The sequence below is a fragment of the Streptomyces sp. HUAS MG56 genome, from assembly GCF_058673395.1.
The window spans coordinates 2,143,585-2,161,082 of record NZ_CM178722.1 but is presented as its reverse complement, the minus strand read 5'-3'; the positions used below and the strand labels follow the sequence as shown (position 1 = coordinate 2,161,082).

14 protein-coding genes and 1 pseudogene are annotated in these 17,498 nt (G+C 74.1%); 5 read left to right on the top strand and 10 right to left on the bottom strand.

What is annotated here, in order from left to right; all coding sequences use genetic code 11:
• Positions 1-752 precede the first annotated feature (752 nt).
• Both AC4OXY_RS10450 and AC4OXY_RS10445 read right to left on the bottom strand, forming a co-directional pair.
• Positions 753-1,232 (bottom strand): annotated as a pseudogene (locus AC4OXY_RS10450) (ATP-binding protein); the annotation flags it as partial.
• Between the two features lie 251 nt (positions 1,233-1,483).
• Positions 1,484-1,807, bottom strand: coding sequence for a hypothetical protein (locus AC4OXY_RS10445; RefSeq protein WP_071374519.1), 324 nt, complete (start codon positions 1,805-1,807; stop codon positions 1,484-1,486).
• Positions 1,808-2,112: 305 nt separating this feature from the next.
• Between AC4OXY_RS10445 and cds1 the strand changes: the two genes are divergently transcribed.
• A complete protein-coding gene (cds1, locus tag AC4OXY_RS10440) occupies positions 2,113-3,237 on the top strand; it encodes an L-cysteine desulfhydrase Cds1 (RefSeq protein WP_491993746.1) in 1,125 nt (374 codons plus the stop codon).
• Between the two features lie 61 nt (positions 3,238-3,298).
• On the opposite strand, the gene AC4OXY_RS10435 is transcribed toward cds1, so the two are convergent.
• Positions 3,299-3,760 (bottom strand): SRPBCC family protein, encoded by a 462-nt coding sequence (locus AC4OXY_RS10435; RefSeq protein ID WP_362820152.1) that lies wholly within the window; start codon positions 3,758-3,760, stop codon positions 3,299-3,301.
• Between the two features lie 78 nt (positions 3,761-3,838).
• Positions 3,839-4,675 carry a DeoR/GlpR family DNA-binding transcription regulator gene (locus AC4OXY_RS10430; RefSeq protein ID WP_356023567.1) on the bottom strand — a complete coding sequence of 279 codons (837 nt, stop codon included), beginning with the start codon at positions 4,673-4,675 and terminating at the stop codon, positions 3,839-3,841.
• A 296-nt stretch (positions 4,676-4,971) separates the two neighbouring features.
• Between AC4OXY_RS10430 and AC4OXY_RS10425 the strand changes: the two genes are divergently transcribed.
• Positions 4,972-7,347, top strand: coding sequence for a hypothetical protein (locus AC4OXY_RS10425; protein ID WP_491993745.1), 2,376 nt, complete (start codon positions 4,972-4,974; stop codon positions 7,345-7,347).
• 34 nt (positions 7,348-7,381) lie between these two features.
• Here the strand turns inward: AC4OXY_RS10425 and AC4OXY_RS10420 are convergent, their stop codons facing one another.
• From AC4OXY_RS10420 to AC4OXY_RS10405, 4 genes are all read right to left on the bottom strand, one after another.
• The gene (locus AC4OXY_RS10420) at positions 7,382-9,820 is read right to left on the bottom strand and encodes a right-handed parallel beta-helix repeat-containing protein (RefSeq protein WP_356023569.1); all 2,439 of its coding nucleotides are present in this window, start codon (positions 9,818-9,820) and stop codon (positions 7,382-7,384) included.
• A 230-nt stretch (positions 9,821-10,050) separates the two neighbouring features.
• Positions 10,051-10,659 carry an Rv1733c family protein gene (locus tag AC4OXY_RS10415; RefSeq protein WP_356023571.1) on the bottom strand — a complete coding sequence of 203 codons (609 nt, stop codon included), beginning with the start codon at positions 10,657-10,659 and terminating at the stop codon, positions 10,051-10,053.
• A 186-nt stretch (positions 10,660-10,845) separates the two neighbouring features.
• Positions 10,846-11,670 (bottom strand): MOSC domain-containing protein, encoded by an 825-nt coding sequence (locus AC4OXY_RS10410; RefSeq protein WP_356023573.1) that lies wholly within the window; start codon positions 11,668-11,670, stop codon positions 10,846-10,848.
• A 43-nt stretch (positions 11,671-11,713) separates the two neighbouring features.
• Entirely contained in the window at positions 11,714-12,148 is a 435-nt protein-coding gene (locus AC4OXY_RS10405) for a DUF6643 family protein (RefSeq protein ID WP_362820146.1), read from the bottom strand.
• Positions 12,149-12,435: 287 nt separating this feature from the next.
• On the opposite strand from AC4OXY_RS10405, the gene AC4OXY_RS10400 reads away from it, so the two are divergent.
• On the top strand, positions 12,436-13,719 hold the full coding sequence (locus AC4OXY_RS10400; protein WP_491993744.1) for a TerD family protein: 1,284 nt from the start codon (positions 12,436-12,438) through the stop codon (positions 13,717-13,719).
• A 6-nt stretch (positions 13,720-13,725) separates the two neighbouring features.
• Here the strand turns inward: AC4OXY_RS10400 and AC4OXY_RS10395 are convergent, their stop codons facing one another.
• Entirely contained in the window at positions 13,726-14,901 is a 1,176-nt protein-coding gene (locus AC4OXY_RS10395; protein ID WP_376288488.1) for a glycosyltransferase, read from the bottom strand.
• A gap of 57 nt (positions 14,902-14,958) precedes the next feature.
• Between AC4OXY_RS10395 and AC4OXY_RS10390 the strand changes: the two genes are divergently transcribed.
• Positions 14,959-15,744 (top strand): glutamate racemase, encoded by a 786-nt coding sequence (locus tag AC4OXY_RS10390; protein ID WP_376288489.1) that lies wholly within the window; start codon positions 14,959-14,961, stop codon positions 15,742-15,744.
• A 100-nt stretch (positions 15,745-15,844) separates the two neighbouring features.
• A complete protein-coding gene (locus tag AC4OXY_RS10385) occupies positions 15,845-16,390 on the top strand; it encodes a hypothetical protein (RefSeq protein ID WP_356023583.1) in 546 nt (181 codons plus the stop codon).
• Positions 16,391-16,417: 27 nt separating this feature from the next.
• Here the strand turns inward: AC4OXY_RS10385 and AC4OXY_RS10380 are convergent, their stop codons facing one another.
• On the bottom strand, positions 16,418-17,389 hold the full coding sequence (locus tag AC4OXY_RS10380; protein ID WP_491993743.1) for an O-antigen ligase family protein: 972 nt from the start codon (positions 17,387-17,389) through the stop codon (positions 16,418-16,420).
• Positions 17,390-17,498 lie beyond the last annotated feature (109 nt).

Below are 17,498 nucleotides of genomic sequence, written 5' to 3'. Positions count from 1 at the left end.
GTTCGGGGTGCACTGCGACTGGCCGCGTGGGGTGTGTGGCCGGGCTCGGTCCGAGCTGATCTGGTGGGCGGGTGTGGCCGTCGAGGTCCCGGGGGTGTGGGGTCCGTTGCGGTCGGCCGCGTGAGATCTGGAGCTGGGGATGGTCCGGCGTGGTTCGGCGGGTGGGCGTGGTCGTCGGGGTCCCGGGGCGTGCGATCCGCTGTGACCGGCCGCGTGGGATCTGCAGTCGAGCGGGGTCCGACCCGGTTCGGCAGGTGGGTGTGGTCGTCCGGGTTCCGGGGTGCGGGGTGTGGGGTCCATCGCGACCGGCCGCGTCGGGACTGCAACCGAGTTCGGTCCGACCCGGCTCGGCGGATGGGCGTGGTCGTCGGCGTTCCGCGAGTGCGGGAACTGTCGCGATCGGCCGCGTCGGAGGCGCAGCCGGGTACGGTCCGAACCGGCCCGGCGGGCAGGCGCGCCCGTCCGGGTCCGGAGGCGGCCTCACCGCCCGGTCAGCCGGGAACGGCCGACCGGGCGGGAGCCTGTGCCCCGGGCCCGGCGGAGGCGTGTGCCACCGCGGGAACGGGAGCCGGGGACGGGGCCGGTGCGGGCGCAGGAGTCGCGCTCGCGGCAGCGACGGCGGCGCCCACGGGCGTTCCGGCGGTCACCGCAGCCGCGGCAGTCACGGGAGTCCCCGCGGCCACCGAAGCCGCCACCGTGACCGGCACCGTGACCGGCATCGTGGCCACCACGGGCACGGGTACCGGCGTCGGCCGGGCCGGCTGTGCCGCCCGTGCCGGACGGTGCGGGGCCTGTGCCGGACGCGTCCGGGCCTCCTCCGGGGCGGGCAGCGTGAACCACACGACCTTGCCGTTCTCGCCGTCCGGCCGCGCGCCCCAGCTGTCGCTCACCGCGGCCACCATCGCCAGCCCCCGGCCGCAGGTGGCCAGCGGCCCGACGTCGGGCGCGTCCGCGGCCGTGTCGGCCGGCACCGGCAGCCGCGGGTCGCTGTCGCGCACCGAGACCGTGAGCCGGTCCGCCAGCAACTCCAGCTCGACGGTGCACGTCTTGTCGGGCCGGGCATGCCGGTGGACGTTGCTCAGCAGCTCCGTCACACCGAGTGCGGCCCGGTCTATCAACGGGTCCATATGCCAGTAGCGCAACTGCGCAGATACGATTCTGCGGACCTGGCCGATCCGCGACGGCAGGGCTTGCAGCTCCACCGTGCAGTGCCTGCTCGGATGACTGATCACGGCTCGCGACTCCCCGATGTAGAGGTCCGAAGGGACCGGAAGAACACGGAGAACAACGGATCCAGCAGGGTGCTTGCGTCCAAACGTCGCCTGCTGTCATGGCCGGCGGGCTGGTTCGCAGCGTTATCGCCGGTAAACCCAGAGTGACGTGTGTGAACAGCGTGACAGGGCGGATGCGCTCCCGCAACTCGCCGCGGCGCGACGCTGCTCGGAGTGTGTGACCGGTACCCCCACCCGCGGCCCTACGGCACTCAACCGCCGCGGCCTGCGGCCCGGCGCACCGCCTCGATGAACCGCCGGGCCGCGGGCGGCCCCGGCTCGCCGGGGGCGGGGTCGTGCTCGCCCAGCGTCAGCAGATACCGCTGGCCGTTGAGATCGGCCAGTGCCCGGTCGTCCGCCGCGAACCACGGCTTCGACGCCCGCACCGCCTGCACGGGCGCGCTGTCGATCTCGCTGCCGTAGCTGTTGAGCAACTCCAGCCTGCCGTCGTTGATCCGGACCTGCCCGGCCCGCGTGAGCGAACGCAGCCGCTTGCCGATCCGCACGCCCGTGGCCGTGAACTCCGGCTCCGCCATCGCTTGCAGCCCCCTTGCGCGTGTGCTTCCGCGACCCAGTGTGCGCCCCTGGGGACGACAGGTCCCGTCGCGTGCAGTCTGCCCCGAGGGGGCCGAGAGCACCAGTACACGCGGGGCGCGCGCGACGACCGCCCGGAGCACTCCCGCCAATGCGCCCCTGGCCGGCCGCGCCCGCCTGTGCCCCAGGGCCGCTTTGGGTCGCCCAAAGATGCGTTTATGCAGGTGGGAAGCGGTGTCAAAGATGCCTATGCTCGACGTGTCGGCCGCGTCAGGCGTTGTCGGCGCCCAGCGTAAGGAGCACCGCCGTGAGCACCACCCCCCAGATCCGCACCGGCGCCACCCTCGACGTGGACCGCAGCGACCCGGCCTACCGCGACTGGCTGAAAGAAGCCGTACGCAAGGTCCAGGCCGACGCCAACCGCTCGGCGGACACGCACCTGCTCCGCTTCCCGCTGCCCGAGCGGTGGGGCATCGACCTCTACCTCAAGGACGAGTCGACGCACCCCACCGGGAGCCTCAAGCACCGCCTCGCCCGTTCCCTGTTCCTCTACGGCCTCTGCAATGGCTGGATCCGCCCCGGTCGCCCGGTGATCGAGGCGTCCAGCGGCTCGACGGCCGTCTCCGAGGCCTACTTCGCCAAGCTGATCGGCGTGCCCTTCATCGCGGTCATGCCGCGCACGACCAGCGCCGAGAAGTGCCGCCTGATCGAGTTCCACGGCGGGCGGTGCCACTTCGTGGACGACTCACGGAAGATGTACGAGGAGTCGGCCCGACTCGCGGTGGAGACCGGCGGCCACTACATGGACCAGTTCACCTACGCCGAGCGGGCCACCGACTGGCGCGGCAACAACAACATCGCCGAATCCATCTTCCGCCAGCTGGAGTTGGAGCGCTTCCCGGAGCCGGCCTGGATCGTCGCCACCGCGGGCACCGGCGGCACCTCCGCGACCCTCGCCCGCTACGTCCACTACATGCAGTACGACACCCGCGTCTGTGTCGCCGACCCGGACAACTCCTGCTTCTTCGAGGGCTGGACGACCGGCGATGCCGACGTCACCTGCGACTGCGGCTCCCGGATCGAGGGCATCGGCCGGCCGCGCATGGAACCGAGCTTCGTGCCCGGCGCGATCGACCGGATGATGAAGGTGCCGGACGCGGCGAGCGTCGCCGCCGTACGCGCCCTGGAGCGGGCCATCGGCCGCAAGGCGGGCGGCTCCACGGGCACCGGGCTGTGGAGCGCGCTGAAGATCGTCTCCGAGATGGTGGCCGAGGGCCGGACCGGCAGCGTCGTCACCCTGCTGTGCGACCCGGGCGACCGCTACCTCGACAAGTACTACTCCGACGCCTGGCTCGCGGAGCAGGGCCTCGACATCACGCCGTACTCGGCGGCGATCGACACCCTGCTGACGACGGGCGCCTGGCCCGACTGAGCCCCCGGACGGGCCGGGGGGCGGTCCACGGGCGGCCGGCCGGGACGGCGTCGCGGGCGGTTCAGCGCAGGCGCCGGTCGAGTGCGGCGACCGCCGTGCGGAAGGAGCGGCCGACTCCGGGGCGGGCCAGTCCGCACACCAGCCGGAAGGGCGCCGTGCCGTCGAGGGCGAAGGTCATCCGCACCCGCGTTCCCGGTCCGGCCGGGGCCAGCCGCCACTCCTCGATCCAGGCGCGGGCGCCCGGCGTGTTCGTCACGTCGACCCGATAGGCGTACACCTCGGGCCCCTTCGCCGCGAGCACCGTCTCGCGGAAACGGATGCCGCCGCGCAGCCGCACCTCGCGCCCGCCCTCGGTCGGCCGGGCGGAGGCGATGGCCGAGAACCACTGCGGCCAGCCGGGCACGTCCTCGGCGAGGGCGTGGAAGACGGCCTCCGGAGGGGCGGCCACGTCCTGTGTGAACACGAGTCGTACCGGCGCGCTGTCGACGAACTCCGGCCCGACCGGGCGCAGACGGTGCGGCATGACGCGAACCCCCTCGTGAAATCTGAAGTCCTGTCCCGAAGCAGACAGTTGAGGGAGTTCAGCGTAGTTGACGGGCCGTCAGATGTCCTCGGCTGCCTCGATGTCGCCCTCGCCCGCCACGATCAGCCGCGGCAGATGCTCCGAGATCTCCGTACGCGCCTCGGCCGGCAGCCCCGCGTCGGTGACGAGCGTGTCCACCTGCTCCAGCGTGGCGAACGAACTGAGGCCCACCGTGCCCCACTTGGTGTGGTCGGCGACCACCACGACCCGGCGTGCGGAGTGCACCAGCCGCCGGTTTGTCTCGGCCTCCGCGAGGTTCGGCGTGGACAGCCCCGCCTCGACCGATATGCCGTGCACACCGAGGAACAGCAGATCGAAGTGGAGGGCGGCGATGGCCTGGTCGGCGACCGGCCCCACCAACGAGTCCGACGGTGTGCGCACCCCGCCCGTCAGCACCACCGTGGCCGCGCCCTGGCGCTGACCCGAAGTGCGCTGCGCCGCGTGGAAGACGTCCGCGACCCGCACCGAGTTCGTCACGACGGTGAGGTCGGGCACCTCCAGCAGATGCTGCGCGAGCGCGTACGTCGTCGTACCGCCGGACAGGGCGATCGCCGCGCCCGGGCTGACCAGCCGGGCCGCCGCCCGCGCGATGTCCTCCTTGGCGGTCAGCTCCAGACCCGACTTGGCCTCGAACCCCGGCTCATGGGTGCTGGCCTCGACCACCGGCACCGCCCCGCCGTGCACCTTCTCCAGCATGCCCTGACGGGCGAGGGAGTCCAGGTCACGGCGCACGGTCATGTCCGAGACCCCGAGCTTGCGGGTCAGCTCGTTGACCCGCACACCGCCCCGGCGCCGGACCTCGTCCAGGATCAGGGCGCGGCGCTGCTCCGCGAGGAGGTTCTGATTCTCACTCACGCACGCACCGGTCCTTTCGCCGCCAACCGTCCGACTCGCCCGCCGCACCGGCTCCGACCAGGAGAATCCGGAGAACCGGAAGTGCGCGGGCGTCCCATCCTTTCACGGTCCGGCAGGGGTCGCGCCACCCGCCTGTCACGACGCGCACATGCCACTCGTGTCGCACGCGTTGCGTCACGACGTCACACGGATCGGGGAGATTCCGTGACGAGCGGTGCGCGGCACCGGCGGAGCGGAGATCCTGAAGCCCGCATCGACTCAGACCGTTCGGGCGTGGGCACGGGAGTGCGACGACAGTGGAACGCGCGCAGAACCGCCCCACGGGGCGGCAGACCGACGGGCCCGGCGAGGCGGGCACCGACCGGGCGGACGGGCCCGCCGCGCCGCTGGCCGAGCTGGAGCTGCTGGTGCACGGGGTCGGCGGCACCACACCCGAGAAGATGCTCGGCGACCCGCGCACGGTCCGGGTCACCGGCGACGACACCGCCGCGGTGTTCCGCCGCGCGGCGGACGCCGAACCGGGGAAGGCACCACGCGGCGAGCCGGTGCGGGAGGCGTACGTCTGGTGCAACCTGACCTCCGGCGACAGCAGCCGCGCCCTGTGGCTGTTACTGCTGCCGTTCATGGTGGTCAACCTCGCCCACTGGATGCGCCCCGCCGCGACGGACCGGCCGCGCGCCGTCCGCCTGTACGGCCTCCTCGTGCGCCTCACCGCCCTCACCCTCACCGTGCTGCTGGTGGCCGCCGCCTGCGAGGTGGCCCTGGACCTGGTCGCCTGGCAGTGCGCGGGCGCCCCCGAGTGCGCCCGCCGCCACACCTGGCTGACGTTCTCCGGCGTCGCGGCGTCCGTCGCGGACGGCGGCTGGTGGAGCCTGCCCGGCCGTCGGCTCGCCCTCGCGGCGCTGGTGCCGGTCGCGCTGACCGCCCTGCTCTGGTACCTCTCGCGCCGCACCTGGAGTGCATACGAGTCGCACCGGCCGATGTCCCGCGAACCGGAGCCGGAGACCGACGGCAGCGCGCTGGCGATGCCCGGATTCTGGTACGGGCGCCGCCTCGTGGCCCGGCTGCGCGCCGCGCACACCGCGGCCGGCCTGCTGACCGTGGCCGCCGCCCTCGCGACCCCGGCGACCCGCTTCGACCACCGGCCGGGCGGTCCCGTGGCCCTGAACGTCCTGAGCTGGCTGCTGACCGCGGCCCTGCTGGCCGGGGCGGCAGCGGCGGTGGGCGTGGTCTGCCGCCGGGGCCGCAGCGAGAACACCCTCGACCAGGCCCTCGACCGGCATCTCGTACGCCGCCTGCCGCTCGCCGCGCTCGGCCTGCTGCTGCTCACCGCGCTCTACGCCGGCTGGTCCCGGCCCGGCTGGCACTCCAACGGGCGGCTGCCCGGCGACCCGGCCTTCGGCACGCTCATGCTGGCCCAGGGACTGCTTGTGATCGCCCTCGCCGTCGTCGCCCGGGACCTGCACCGCCGTGCTCCCGACCGCCGCGCCGGGATGCGGGGCCTCGGCGGCCCGGCCGTCGCGCTGCTCGCATGCTCCCTGGGCGGCGTGATGTCCGGCGGGGTCGCCCAGCGCGTCGCGGGCTGGCTGGACGGCACCGGCGCCCTGCCCGCCGGGCCGCCCGTGCTGCTGACCTGGCAGGCGTCCACGATCCCGCCGGTCCTCGCGGTCCTGCTGCTCCTCGGCGTCCGGCTCGGACTGGGCACCGCCCGGCTCGCCCGCGCCGAGCGCGCCCGCATCCGCCACGAGCACCCCGGCGAACCCGAGGACCCCGGCCGCACCCGCACCATCGCCCAGGTCCGGGCCATGGCCACCCTCACCGACCGCGCACCCCTCGTCGTCGCCGTGCTCACCGCCACCACCTTCGTGCTCGGCGCCCTGGCCCTGGCCGGCGCCATGACCACCGGCAAGACACCCGACGGCGCCGCCCGCCGCACCGTCGACGTGCTGCGGGCGGCGGCCGAGACCTCGCAGGCGCTGGGCTCCTGGCTGGTCGGGTTCGCCTTCCTGCTGTTCGTGACCTGGGGCCGGCGCGCCTACAAGGACGCCTCGGCACGGCGCACCATCGGCATCCTGTGGGACGTCGGCACCTTCTGGCCGCGCGCCGCCCACCCCTTCGCGCCCCCGTGCTACGCGGAGCGCGCCGTGCCCGACCTGACCTGGCGGATGGCGACCTGGACGCAGCGCACCGGCGGCCGCCTGGTCCTCTCCGGCCACTCCCAGGGCAGCGTCCTGGCCGCGGCCGCCGCCTGGCAGCTGACCCCGTCGACCCGCAAACGGATCGCCCTGCTGACCTACGGCTCCCCGCTGGAGCGTCTCTACGGCCGTTGGTTCCCCGCCCACTTCGGACCGCCGGCGCTCGCCGCCCTGCACCACGACGTCGCCTGCTGGCGCAACCTCTACCGCCGGACCGACCCCATCGGCGGACCCGTCCGGGTCCCCGACGACACCACGCCCGAGGTCGACCACGGCCCCTTGCGGGACCCCCTCGCCTACGGCCGCACCCCGGACCATCCGCTCCCGGCACCCATCCTCGGCCACTCCGACTACCAGGCGGACCCCGACTTCGACCGGGAACGCGCCCGCCTGCTGGCCCGGTTGCGCCCGGAGCTGCCGGGGCAACGCCCGCGGCCGCGACCGGATCCGCGGGACTCCGCGGGCGGCGTCGACTAGACCGTGTGCCGGACCTACCTGTGCCGCCCGGTGCTCACGGCAGTTCGGGCAGATCCTCCGCGTACAGCAGGGTGAGGTCGTCGGTGCTCGGGTCGGCGAGCTGGGCGACGCGGCTCGCGTGCCGCTCCACCATCGCCTCGAACGTCTGCCGGGCGGTGCGGCCGTTGCCGAACGCCGGGCCCTTCGGGATCGCCGTGAAGTACTTCAGCAGTGCCTCGGACGTGCCCGGCGCCAGCCGGTACTCGTGCTCGTCGGCCTGCTGCTCCACGATCCGCAGCAGCTCCTCGGGGCCGTAGTCGCCGAAGGTGATGGTGCGGGAGAAGCGGGAGGCGACACCGGGGTTGACGGACAGGAAGCGCTCCATCTCCGCCGTGTACCCGGCGACGATCACCACCACCGCGTCCCGCTGGTCCTCCATCAGCTTCACCAGGGTGTCGATGGCCTCCTTGCCGAAGTCCCGCCCGGCGTCCTCCGGTGACAGCGCGTACGCCTCGTCGATGAACAGCACGCCGCCGTGCGCCCGTTGAAAGGCCTCCTGGGTGCGGATCGCCGTGGAGCCGATGTGCTCGCCGACCAGGTCGACCCGGGACACCTCCACCAGGTGCCCCTTCTCCAGCACGCCGAGCGAGGCGAGGATCTCGCCGTAGAGCCGGGCGACCGTCGTCTTGCCGGTGCCGGGGGAGCCGGTGAACACCAGATGCCGTTTGACCGAGGCCGCCTTCAGGCCCGCCCGCTGCCGGCGCCGGCCCACCTCGATCATGTCGGTCAGCGCCCGCACCTCGCGCTTGACGCTCTCCAGGCCGACCAGCGCGTCGAGTTCCCCGAGCACGTCCTTCGAGGTGCGCGCCTGCGCGGCCGGTTCCGCGGTGTCGGCCACCGGCTCGTGCTCCGTGGTGCGCTGCCCGGGGATCGAGCCGAGCAGGCCGCCGGCGTGCGTCGCCGTCTGTACGGCGGTCTCCCGCACCGCCGGCGGGCGCAGGCCCCCGCTCTCGTCGCTGGTGCAGTCCTCCACGACCGGGCCCGTCCCGGAACCGGCGTCCGGGCCGTTGTCGGCGAACTCGTAACCGCCGCGCGCGCAGCGCTCCGTACGGCACTTGCGCAGGGTCGCCCGGCAGCCGTCGATCACATGGAAGCCGTACCCGCTGCTGCCGCTGACCCGGCAGTTGAGGAAGCTGCCGCGACCGCCGGCGGAGACGTAGAAACCGGCCTCGGCGGGGGAGTCGACCGTGCACCGCTCGACGGTGGGGTCGGCACCCTTGGTGACGATCACGCCGGTCTGGGTGCCGTCCAGGGTGCAGTTGTTCAGCGTGCCGCCGCTGCCGTGGTCGCGGAACCAGGCGCCGGTGGCCGCCTCCCGGATACGGCAGTCGTCGAGCTGCGCGGTCGCCCCGTCGCTCACCGACACCGCCGTGTTGCGCACCTGGGACAGGTCGCTGTCCACGACGTCCGCGCGCGAGCCGCGGTCCAGCACGAACAGCGCGTCCGGCACGTCGTGCACCCGGCAGGAGTCGAGGACGGCCGTGGCGCCGTCGCTCACCCACACCGCCGGGTAGTCGCCCGTGCTGTCGAAGATCTCGCACTGGTTGGCGTCCACCCGCGTGCCCGGGTCCCACACCGACAGGCCGTTGCGCCCGAACTGACGGACCGTCGTGCGGGTCAGCGTCAGCACCGAGCGGGAGCGCAGGTCGACCGCGTTCTCCGGGATGTCGTGGATACGGCAGTCGGCCAGGGTGAGCACCGCGTCCGTGTCCAGCGTGACGCCGTCGGCGGTGGTGCGGTGCACGTCGCAGTCGGTCAGATGCGCGGTGGCGCGCTGGCTCACCTGCACACCGGAGCCGCGGACCTCGTAGATCTCACAACCCACCGCCTCCAGGGCGGAGTTCTCGCCGGTCGCCGTCAGCCCGGGACCGGAGGCGTGATGCACGCGGCAGCGCACCAGGCGCGGATGGGCGCCGCCGCGGACGGCCACGCCCGCCTGTCCGGCCGCGACGACCTCGCACTCGTCGAACACCCCGCTGCCGCCGTCGAGAACGGCGATGCCGACGCCCGCGGGGTTGTCCACCGTGCAGCGGCGCACGGTCGGGCGGGCACCGCCGCGCACCTCGATGCCGACGGCGGAGCGCGTGACGATCCGCACGTCCGTCAGTTCGGGCGTGCCCTCCTCGACCAGCAGCGCCGGTGCCGCCACGTCCTGGCCCTCCACGTGCAGGTCCTGGACCACGGCCGAGGCCCGCACCGTCAGCGGCACTCCCGCCTCGGGCGCGATCCGCACCGATCCGGGGGAGCCCTCGGGGCCGCGGAGCGTCACGGACCGCTGCACGACGAGGTTCTCCCGGTAGGTGCCGGGGGCGATGGTGAGGACGTCGCCGTCGGCGGCGGCCTCCAGGGCGGCGGCGAGAGATGCGTACTCACCCGTGCGGCGCCGCCACCGCGACGTACCGGTGTGCGTCACCTGGACCGTGCCCTGTGCCATGGCGTTGCCGTGCCCCCACCTCGTCGTACTGATGACTCGATCCCGCGCGGGACCGTGCCGCCGGTGACGGGAGCGCGACGGTGCCGGACCTGGGGCCGGTGCGCCTGCGCGCTCTTCGAAAACCTGCGTGTCCCTGCGGTTCGCTCATCCGCGGGTTGTCGCCGAAAGCGTTTCGGCCGGTCCACCGTAGCGTGTGCGTGCCTGGTGGGTTGACCAGAGCCGTCAGGCCGTCAGCTGCCGGTGCCCGCCTTGCCCCAGTCCGGGCCGGCCCGGTCCCAGGCCTGGTCCCAGCACGCGTACCGCCGGCGGATCATGCGCCATACGGCCAGCCGCCGGACACCCTCGACCAGGCCGGCGATCAGCAGGGCCGCGCCGAATCCGGCCAGCACCGCGTGCGTCGTCGCGGTGGGGGAGTCCAGCGGCCGCGTGGTTATTCGGCCCTGCGGGTCCGTCCAGACGGCGAAGTGGTCGCCCGTGTGAGGGGACTTGAGGTCCGCCAGGGCCGCGCCGTGCTGCGCGGTGCCGTCCGGTGCGGTCCAGTCGGCGAGGACGCGGTGGCGCGACTCGCGCACCACGGCGGCGTCGGGATCCGTCTCCAGCGAGGGGGTGTCCTTGAGGGCACGCACCACCGTGGCGGTGACGAGATGGCGCGTGTGCTGCTGCTCGCGCACCGACCGCTGAAGCGAGTCCTGGGCGACGGCCCCGACCAGACCACCCGTCGCGGGCGCGGCCACGGCGATCAGCGCCAGCGCCACGAGCGCCACCCATGCCTCGGCCAGATCGGTCGGTCGGCGCAGCGGGTTGTGCCGCCAGCGCCACAGCCCCCTGATGGCCCGCATGTCCCCACCCCCTTCCGCTCCGTCATAGCCCCCGGGGCGGGCGTGCGTCCGTGCCCCGGAGCAAGAGAGAGCGACGTCACGTCCGCCGCGGACGGTCCCGAGCGCGGCTTCTCAGGCGTTTCTCATGCACTTTCAACGACGGTGCCCCCCTTTCGGTTCCCGTCCGCATCCGGCCGTTGTCGCGTGTCACTCCAGCACCCGCACCGGGTCCCCGACCCTGATGGTGCCGGGCGTGACGGGCACCAGGTTCTGCCCGAAGACCAGCATCGAGCCGGCCCTGCGGTGGCGGGCCAGGGTGAGCAGGGGCTCCCGGCCGCGTACGGCGGTGTCCTGGTCGGTGGTGGTGACGACGCACCGTCCGCTCGGCTTCGCGACGCGCAGGACCACGTCGCCGACGCGGACGCGGGACCAGTGGTCCTCGGCCCAGGCCTCGGTGCCCGCGACGACGAGGTTGGGCCGGAAGCGGTTCATCGGCAGCGGACCCTCGTGGCCGTGGGTGCCCTCCGCTATCAGGGAGTTGAGGGCGTCGAGGGAGGCCGCGGAGGTGACCAGCAGCGGATAGCCGTCGGCGAAGCTGACCGTCTCGCCGGGCAGGGCGTACGCGGGGTCGACCGGGCGGCGGGTGGCCGGATCGTCCATGTGCACCAGGCGGACGTCCGCCTCCAGAAGGGCGCTGCACCAGGCATGCGCGGGCGGCGCGGCCGGGACCGCCTCCACCTTCGTGCCGAAGATGCTGATCGGCACGGTCTCGCCCGGCTCGGGCACGGTCACCGGCAAGGGCGCCCGGCCGGGCGCGGACAGCAGAACGCCGCCGCCGGGCAGCAGCTCGGCGGCGGCCAGCGCGAGGCGCGGCTGCTCGCGCTGGGTGACGACCTTTCCCCCGTCGTCGATCAGTGTCCAGCGCCGGTCTCCGGCCAGGCCCCAGGGCTCCACCACAGCTTCCCGGGGCGCGAATCCCCGGAAGGCCTTGACCGGATGGACGTGGATCGACTGCACTTCGGCGTGTTCCATGACGCCATCGTGCCAGGCGGCACCGACAGCGAGGAGGCGCCGGTCAGTAGCCGCGGTACTGCTGGTTGTTGTACGGGTCCTGGTAGGGAGCCGGTGCGGGCCGCGGCGCGGGACGCATGGCCTCGTACCCCGTGCCGCCCGCCATCGGGCGCTGCGGCTGCGGGGCCTGCGGACCGGGGTAGCCGCGCGGGGCGCTCGCCTGCTGCGGGATGTACGCCGTGGGCGCCTGCTGGAGCGGCGCGGGCTGCGGCGTCTGCGGGTAGCCGTAGGCGGGGGGCTGCGGTGAGGGGGCCGCCGGGAGGGCGGGCAGTGCCGACGGCAGGGCGGGCAGGTTGCTGCCCATGTCGTAGGCGGCGGGGACCCGGATCGGGGCGATCTGCGGGGTGCCCCGCTCGGCGACGAGGGAGTCGTAGATCGGGGTGTCCGGGAAGGAGGCGGAGTAGTAGCCGCCACCATAAGTGGAGCGGGGGGAGGTCATGGCACATAAGTTAAGCCCACGATGTGCTCGTTGGGGAGACCGATAAGAGGGTTCTTTTCCGTGTCGGCAGTGACCTGGGATCCCCAATCCGAGCGAACTTGGCAAAATGGGGCGCCGACCCGCGTTTGAATCATGTAAAGGGAGACTTTCCGCGGGGTTACCGGCGGTCGACCGGCGATCTTCCGGTGCTGTTCAGGGGAGTTCGCCCGCCCCGGGAATAGGTTGTGCGGGTAGGGATGACCGGACGGCCGGGGGTGCCCGGGAGCCGACACGGATTGGGGCGGGACATGTCAATGCCGAAAGGGTCGAACGCGCCGGTGCCGACCACGGCCCTGCGCGTCGAATTGGGCTGGCGCTCCGGTCCCGGCGTGCCCGACGCGGACGCCTCGGCGCTGCTGCTCGCCGCCGGACGGGTCCGCTCCGACGGGGACTTCGTCTTCTACAACCAGCCCGCGCACCCCTCCGGCGCCGTACGCCACGAGGGCAAGCGGACGGCCGGCGGACAGGTCACCGACACTCTTTCCGTCGACCTCGCGCGCGTGGAGGGGGTGATCGAGCGGATCGTCCTCGCCGCCTCCGCCGACGGCGGCACGTTCGCACAGGTCCCCGGCCTCTACATCGAGGTGACCGACGGCGCGACCGGCTCCGTCGTCGTCCGCTTCGACAGCCCCGGCGCGACCTCGGAGACGGCCTTCGTGCTCGGTGAGTTCTACCGCCGCCAGGGCGGCTGGAAGTTCCGTGCCGTCGCCCAGGGCTACAGCAGCGGTCTCGAAGGCCTGGCAACGGACTTCGGGATCACCGTGGACGAACCGCAGCGCGCCGCACCGCCCGCGGTGGCGACGCCGCCGGCACCCGCGACGCCCCCCGTACCGCCCCCGCCGCCGGCCGTGCCGCCCCCGCCGCCGGCGCCCCCGGTCGCCGCACCGCCCCCCGCGCCGGTCCGCCTGTCCAAGGTCACGCTCACCAAGGCCGCCCCCTCCGTCTCGCTCGCCAAGCAGGGCGGAACGTCCGGTGCCCTGCGCGTGAACCTCAACTGGCAGGTGCGCAAACAGTTTTCGGGCTGGGGCGGCCGCTGGGGAGGCGGCGGCAGCGGGGACGTCGACCTCGACCTGTGCGCCCTGTACGAACTCGCCGACGGCCGCAAGGGAGTCGTCCAGGCCCTCGGCAACGCCTTCGGATCGCTGCACCGGCCGCCGTACATCCACCTCGACGGCGACGACCGCACCGGTGCCGTGGCCGCCGGGGAGAACCTCACCGTCAATCTCGACCACCTGCGGGACTTCCGGCGCATCCTCGTCTTCGTCACCATCTACGAAGGCGCCAGCTCCTTCGCCGACCTGCACGCCACCGTCACCCTCCGGCCGCAGCACGGCGCACCCATCGACTTCTCGCTCGACGAGTGCACCGTCCCCTCGACGGTGTGCGCGCTCGCCCTGATCACGAACACCGGCGGCGACCTCCTCGTACAGCGCGAGGCCCGCTATCTCGTGCCGGCGCGCGGAGTGAGCCCGCAGCGGACCGTGGACCGCGCCTACGGCTGGGGCATGAACTGGACGCCCGGCCGCAAGTGACCGGGCTCAGCCCTCGTCGGGCACGGCATCGGGACGCGCGTACGTACGGCCCTTCCAGGCGGCCCCGCGCCCCCGGTAGTGCTGCACGGCCGAGTCCACCGTCATCAGCAGGTACAGCAGCGCGGTGAACGGCAGCAGCGGGGCGAGCCACAGCGGCTGGCGGTAGTAGCGCAGCATCGGTACGTACGTGCCCGCCATCACCGCCCACGCCAGAGCGCCGCACACGGCCGTCGTCACGCTCCCGCCGGCCGCGCCCGCGACCAGTGCGGCGGGCGGCACCAGGTAGACCAGGGCGAGCCCGGCGACCGTACCGAGGAGCAGCAGCGGGTTGTGCCGCAACTGGGCGTAGGCGCTGCGCGAGACCATCCGCCACAGGTCGTGCAGCCGCGGATAGGGCCGCACGCTGTCCACCCGCTCGGCCAGCCCCAGCCAGACGTGGCCGCCGGCGCCCTTCACCGCGCGCGCGAGCGCCACGTCGTCGATCACGGCGTGCCGGATGGCGTCCGGGATGCGCGCCCGCTCCGCCATGTCCGCGCGCAGCAGGACGCAGCCGCCCGCCGCCGCGGCCGTGCGCGATCCCCGGCGGCCGATCCACCGGAAGGGATACAGCTGCGCGAAGAAGTACACGAACGCCGGCACCACCAGCCGCTCCCACACGCTCTCCACCCGCAGCCGCGCCATCTGCGACACGACGTCGAAGCCACCGGCCCCCGCGGCCGCGACCAGCTCCCGCAGGCTGTCCGGCGCGTGCGCGATGTCCGCGTCCGTCAGCAGCAGGTACTCGGGACCACGCGCGCGTGCCAGGCCGATGCCGTGCCGCACCGCCCACAGCTTGCCCGTCCAGCCCGCCGGCGGCTCCCCCGGCGAGCCCACCGTCAGCGGCAGGCCGCCGTGCCGCCGGGACAGCTCCCGGGCCAGCTCGCCCGTGCCGTCCGTGCTCCCGTCGTCCACCAGGACGACCTCCGCCCGCCCCGGATACTCCTGCGCCAGCAGTGACGGCAGGCTCGCGGGCAGCACGGCGGCCTCGTCGCGCGCCGGTACGACGACGCACACGGACGGCCACGCGTCCGGTTCCCGGCGTGGCGGCAGCCGGACGTCCGTGCGCCAGAAGAAGCCCTGGCAGAGCAGCAGCCAGCACCAGGCGGCCAGTGAGACGACGGTGATCCACAGCAGGGTGCTCACGGCCGCAGTCTGCCCCACCCGGGCGGTCCGCAAGGGCGGATCGTCTATCGTGGCCGGGTGAAGATCGCGCTCATGGACTCCGGAATCGGCCTGCTCCCCGCCGCCGCAGCGGTACGGCGGCTGCGCCCCGACGCGGATCTCGTGCTCTCCTGGGACCCGGACGGGATGCCCTGGGGACCGCGGACCCCGGAGGACATCACGCAGCGGGCCATCGCCGTGGCCGAGGCGGCCGCCGCCCACGAGCCCGACGTCCTGATCGTCGCCTGCAACACCGCGTCCGTGCACTCCCTGCCGCAGATGCGGGCCCGTTTCGAACCGGATCTGCCGATCATCGGAACCGTCCCGGCGATCAAGCCGGCCGCCGCGGCCGGCGGCCACGTCGCCATCTGGGCCACCCCCGCCACCACCGGCAGCGCCTACCAGCGCGGTCTGATCGACCAGTTCGCCGCAGGCGTCACCGTCACCGAGGTGGCGTGCCCCGGCCTCGCGGACGCCGTGCACCACGCCGACGAGGCCGCGGTCGAGGCCGCGATCGCCTCGGCCGCCGCCCGCACCCCGAAGGACGTCACCGCCGTCGTCCTCGGCTGCACCAACTACGAGCTGGTCGGCGAGCGGATCCGCGCGGCCGTCCAGCGTCCGGACGCCCAGCCGCTCGTCCTGCACGGTTCCGCCGGTGCGGTGGCCGCCCAGGCCCTGCGCCGGATCGGCGCCGAGCCGACCCCCGACGCCCTCGCCGACACCACCCTCACGGTGCTGCTCAGCGGCCGCGAGGCCACGCTCCCCGACACCGCCCTCACGTACGCGGAAGGCCGCTTCCTGCGGGCCGTCAGCCCGGTCCGCTGACCGGCGGCGACGGCGCACCGCGAGCGAGCCCGTCCCGCCCGGGCCGGTCGTCCTCCGCACGCCGGTACCCGCGCGGCGAAACCTGAGTAACCTCATAAACATGAGGGACCACCCCCACGCCGAGGACCCCGCACACCCCGACGTCTGGACCGGGCGGGCCACCAACCGCGTGCAGTGGCTGCTGGCCCTGGTCGGTGCGGCGTGCATGGCGCTCGGCATCGAGCTGGCCGTGGACTCGGCCTGGACCTCCGGCGTCGCCCCGCTGGCGATGTCCGTCGTGGGCTGCATCGCGGCCGGGCTGCTGGTCCTGTTCGGCACGCTCGCCTTCGTGCACGTCGACCTCAGGCTCGACAGGGAGTGCGTCGAGGTGCGCTGCGGCCACATAGGGCTCCCGCGCCGCCGCATCCCGCTCTCGCACGTGGCCGGCGCCGACTTCACCGCCCTGGTCACGCCCCGGCACTGGGGCGGCTGGGGCTACCGGTGGCGCCCCGAGAAGGGCACCGCGGTCGTCGTACGCCGGGGTGAGGGTGTCGTGCTGCGCCTGTGGGACGGGCACACCTTCACGATCACGGTGGACAACGCGGAGTCGGCGGTACGGGTCATCCGGGCCCGGCTGCGGGCAGGCCAACCAGGCCCGGCTGCCTGACGCCGCGTGCCGGGGCGGCCCCGTCGCTCAGATCCGCGGCTCCGCGCCCTCGCGCGCCCAGGGCCGTGCCGTCGCCCACCCGGCCAGCAGTCCGGCGCCCGCCGTCACCGACGTGAAGCTCAGCGCGTTGCCCAGCGAGGCGAGCGCGGCCAGCGCCGTCAGGGCGACGCCCGTGGTGAGGGCGACCGGCGTCGAGCGGGGCGTACGCCACAGCGCGTGCAGCACCCAGCAGAACGCGGCCCCGAGCAGCACCACCCCGGCCAGGCCCTGCTCCGAGGTCACCTGCAACGGGGCCGAGTGCGGCTTGCCGTCGGAGGGCACCGTCCGCGTCGCCGCCGGGCTCAGTTCGCCGAACCGGTCCGGGCCGACCCCGAGGCCCCCGTGCCGGTCCGCCATCCGCAGCGCGTCCTGCCACAGCTCCACCCGGTGCCCGGTGAGCCGCCCTTCGAGCACGTCCGCGAGGCCGTCGGGCAGCACACCGGCGGCAAGCGCCCACGTCGTGCCCGCGACCAGGGCCGCAGCCGCGGCCAGCCCCAGCAGGGACAGACCCCGGCGGGTCACCGAACCAGCGGCCAGCGCGCACAGCAGGACGGCTGTGCTCGCCGCGCAACCGGCCGCCGAGCCGAGGACGGCCGCGGTCAGTACGACTGCGGCGGCCAGCGCCCACAGCCCCAGCCGCAGTGCCGGTCCGGGCGCGGCCCAGGCGGCACAGCACGCGGCTCCCGTGGCCAGTGCCAGCAGGGCGGCCGTGCCGCCGGCGTGGCCGAGCGGAGTGGCGTACCAGACGCCGGGGGAGAGATCGGGCTGCGCCACGGCCAGCGCCAGCGCGGCCAGCGCGCCGGCACCGGGCGCGGCGACCGGGAGCAGGGCTCCGGAGACCCGGCCGACGGCATGACCGGCGGTCACGGCCAGCACCGCGAGCAGTACACCCTCGGGCCGTCCGTCGTGCACGGCCGCGGTGATCAGCGCCCACCCGGCGCAGGCCCCGAGCAGGATCATGCCCGCGCCGTCAGAAACGTTCCCTCTGACGTTTGCCGCGTTCACCGCGTTCGCCGCAGCCGTACCGGCCGCAGGCCTCATCTCCGTCGAGCCCACCCGCCGCCCCTCG

Coding starts and splice junctions, on each gene's coding strand:
- AC4OXY_RS10445 (WP_071374519.1), bottom strand. CDS start 1,807: ATGGCGGAGCCGGAGTTCACGGCCACGGGCGTGCGGATCGGCAAGCGG.
- AC4OXY_RS10435 (WP_362820152.1), bottom strand. CDS start 3,760: ATGCCGCACCGTCTGCGCCCGGTCGGGCCGGAGTTCGTCGACAGCGCG.
- AC4OXY_RS10420 (WP_356023569.1), bottom strand. CDS start 9,820: ATGGCACAGGGCACGGTCCAGGTGACGCACACCGGTACGTCGCGGTGG.
- AC4OXY_RS10415 (WP_356023571.1), bottom strand. CDS start 10,659: ATGCGGGCCATCAGGGGGCTGTGGCGCTGGCGGCACAACCCGCTGCGC.
- AC4OXY_RS10410 (WP_356023573.1), bottom strand. CDS start 11,670: ATGGAACACGCCGAAGTGCAGTCGATCCACGTCCATCCGGTCAAGGCC.
- AC4OXY_RS10405 (WP_362820146.1), bottom strand. CDS start 12,148: ATGACCTCCCCCCGCTCCACTTATGGTGGCGGCTACTACTCCGCCTCC.
- AC4OXY_RS10400 (WP_491993744.1), top strand. CDS start 12,436: ATGTCAATGCCGAAAGGGTCGAACGCGCCGGTGCCGACCACGGCCCTG.
- AC4OXY_RS10385 (WP_356023583.1), top strand. CDS start 15,845: ATGAGGGACCACCCCCACGCCGAGGACCCCGCACACCCCGACGTCTGG.
- AC4OXY_RS10380 (WP_491993743.1), bottom strand. CDS start 17,389: ATGATCCTGCTCGGGGCCTGCGCCGGGTGGGCGCTGATCACCGCGGCC.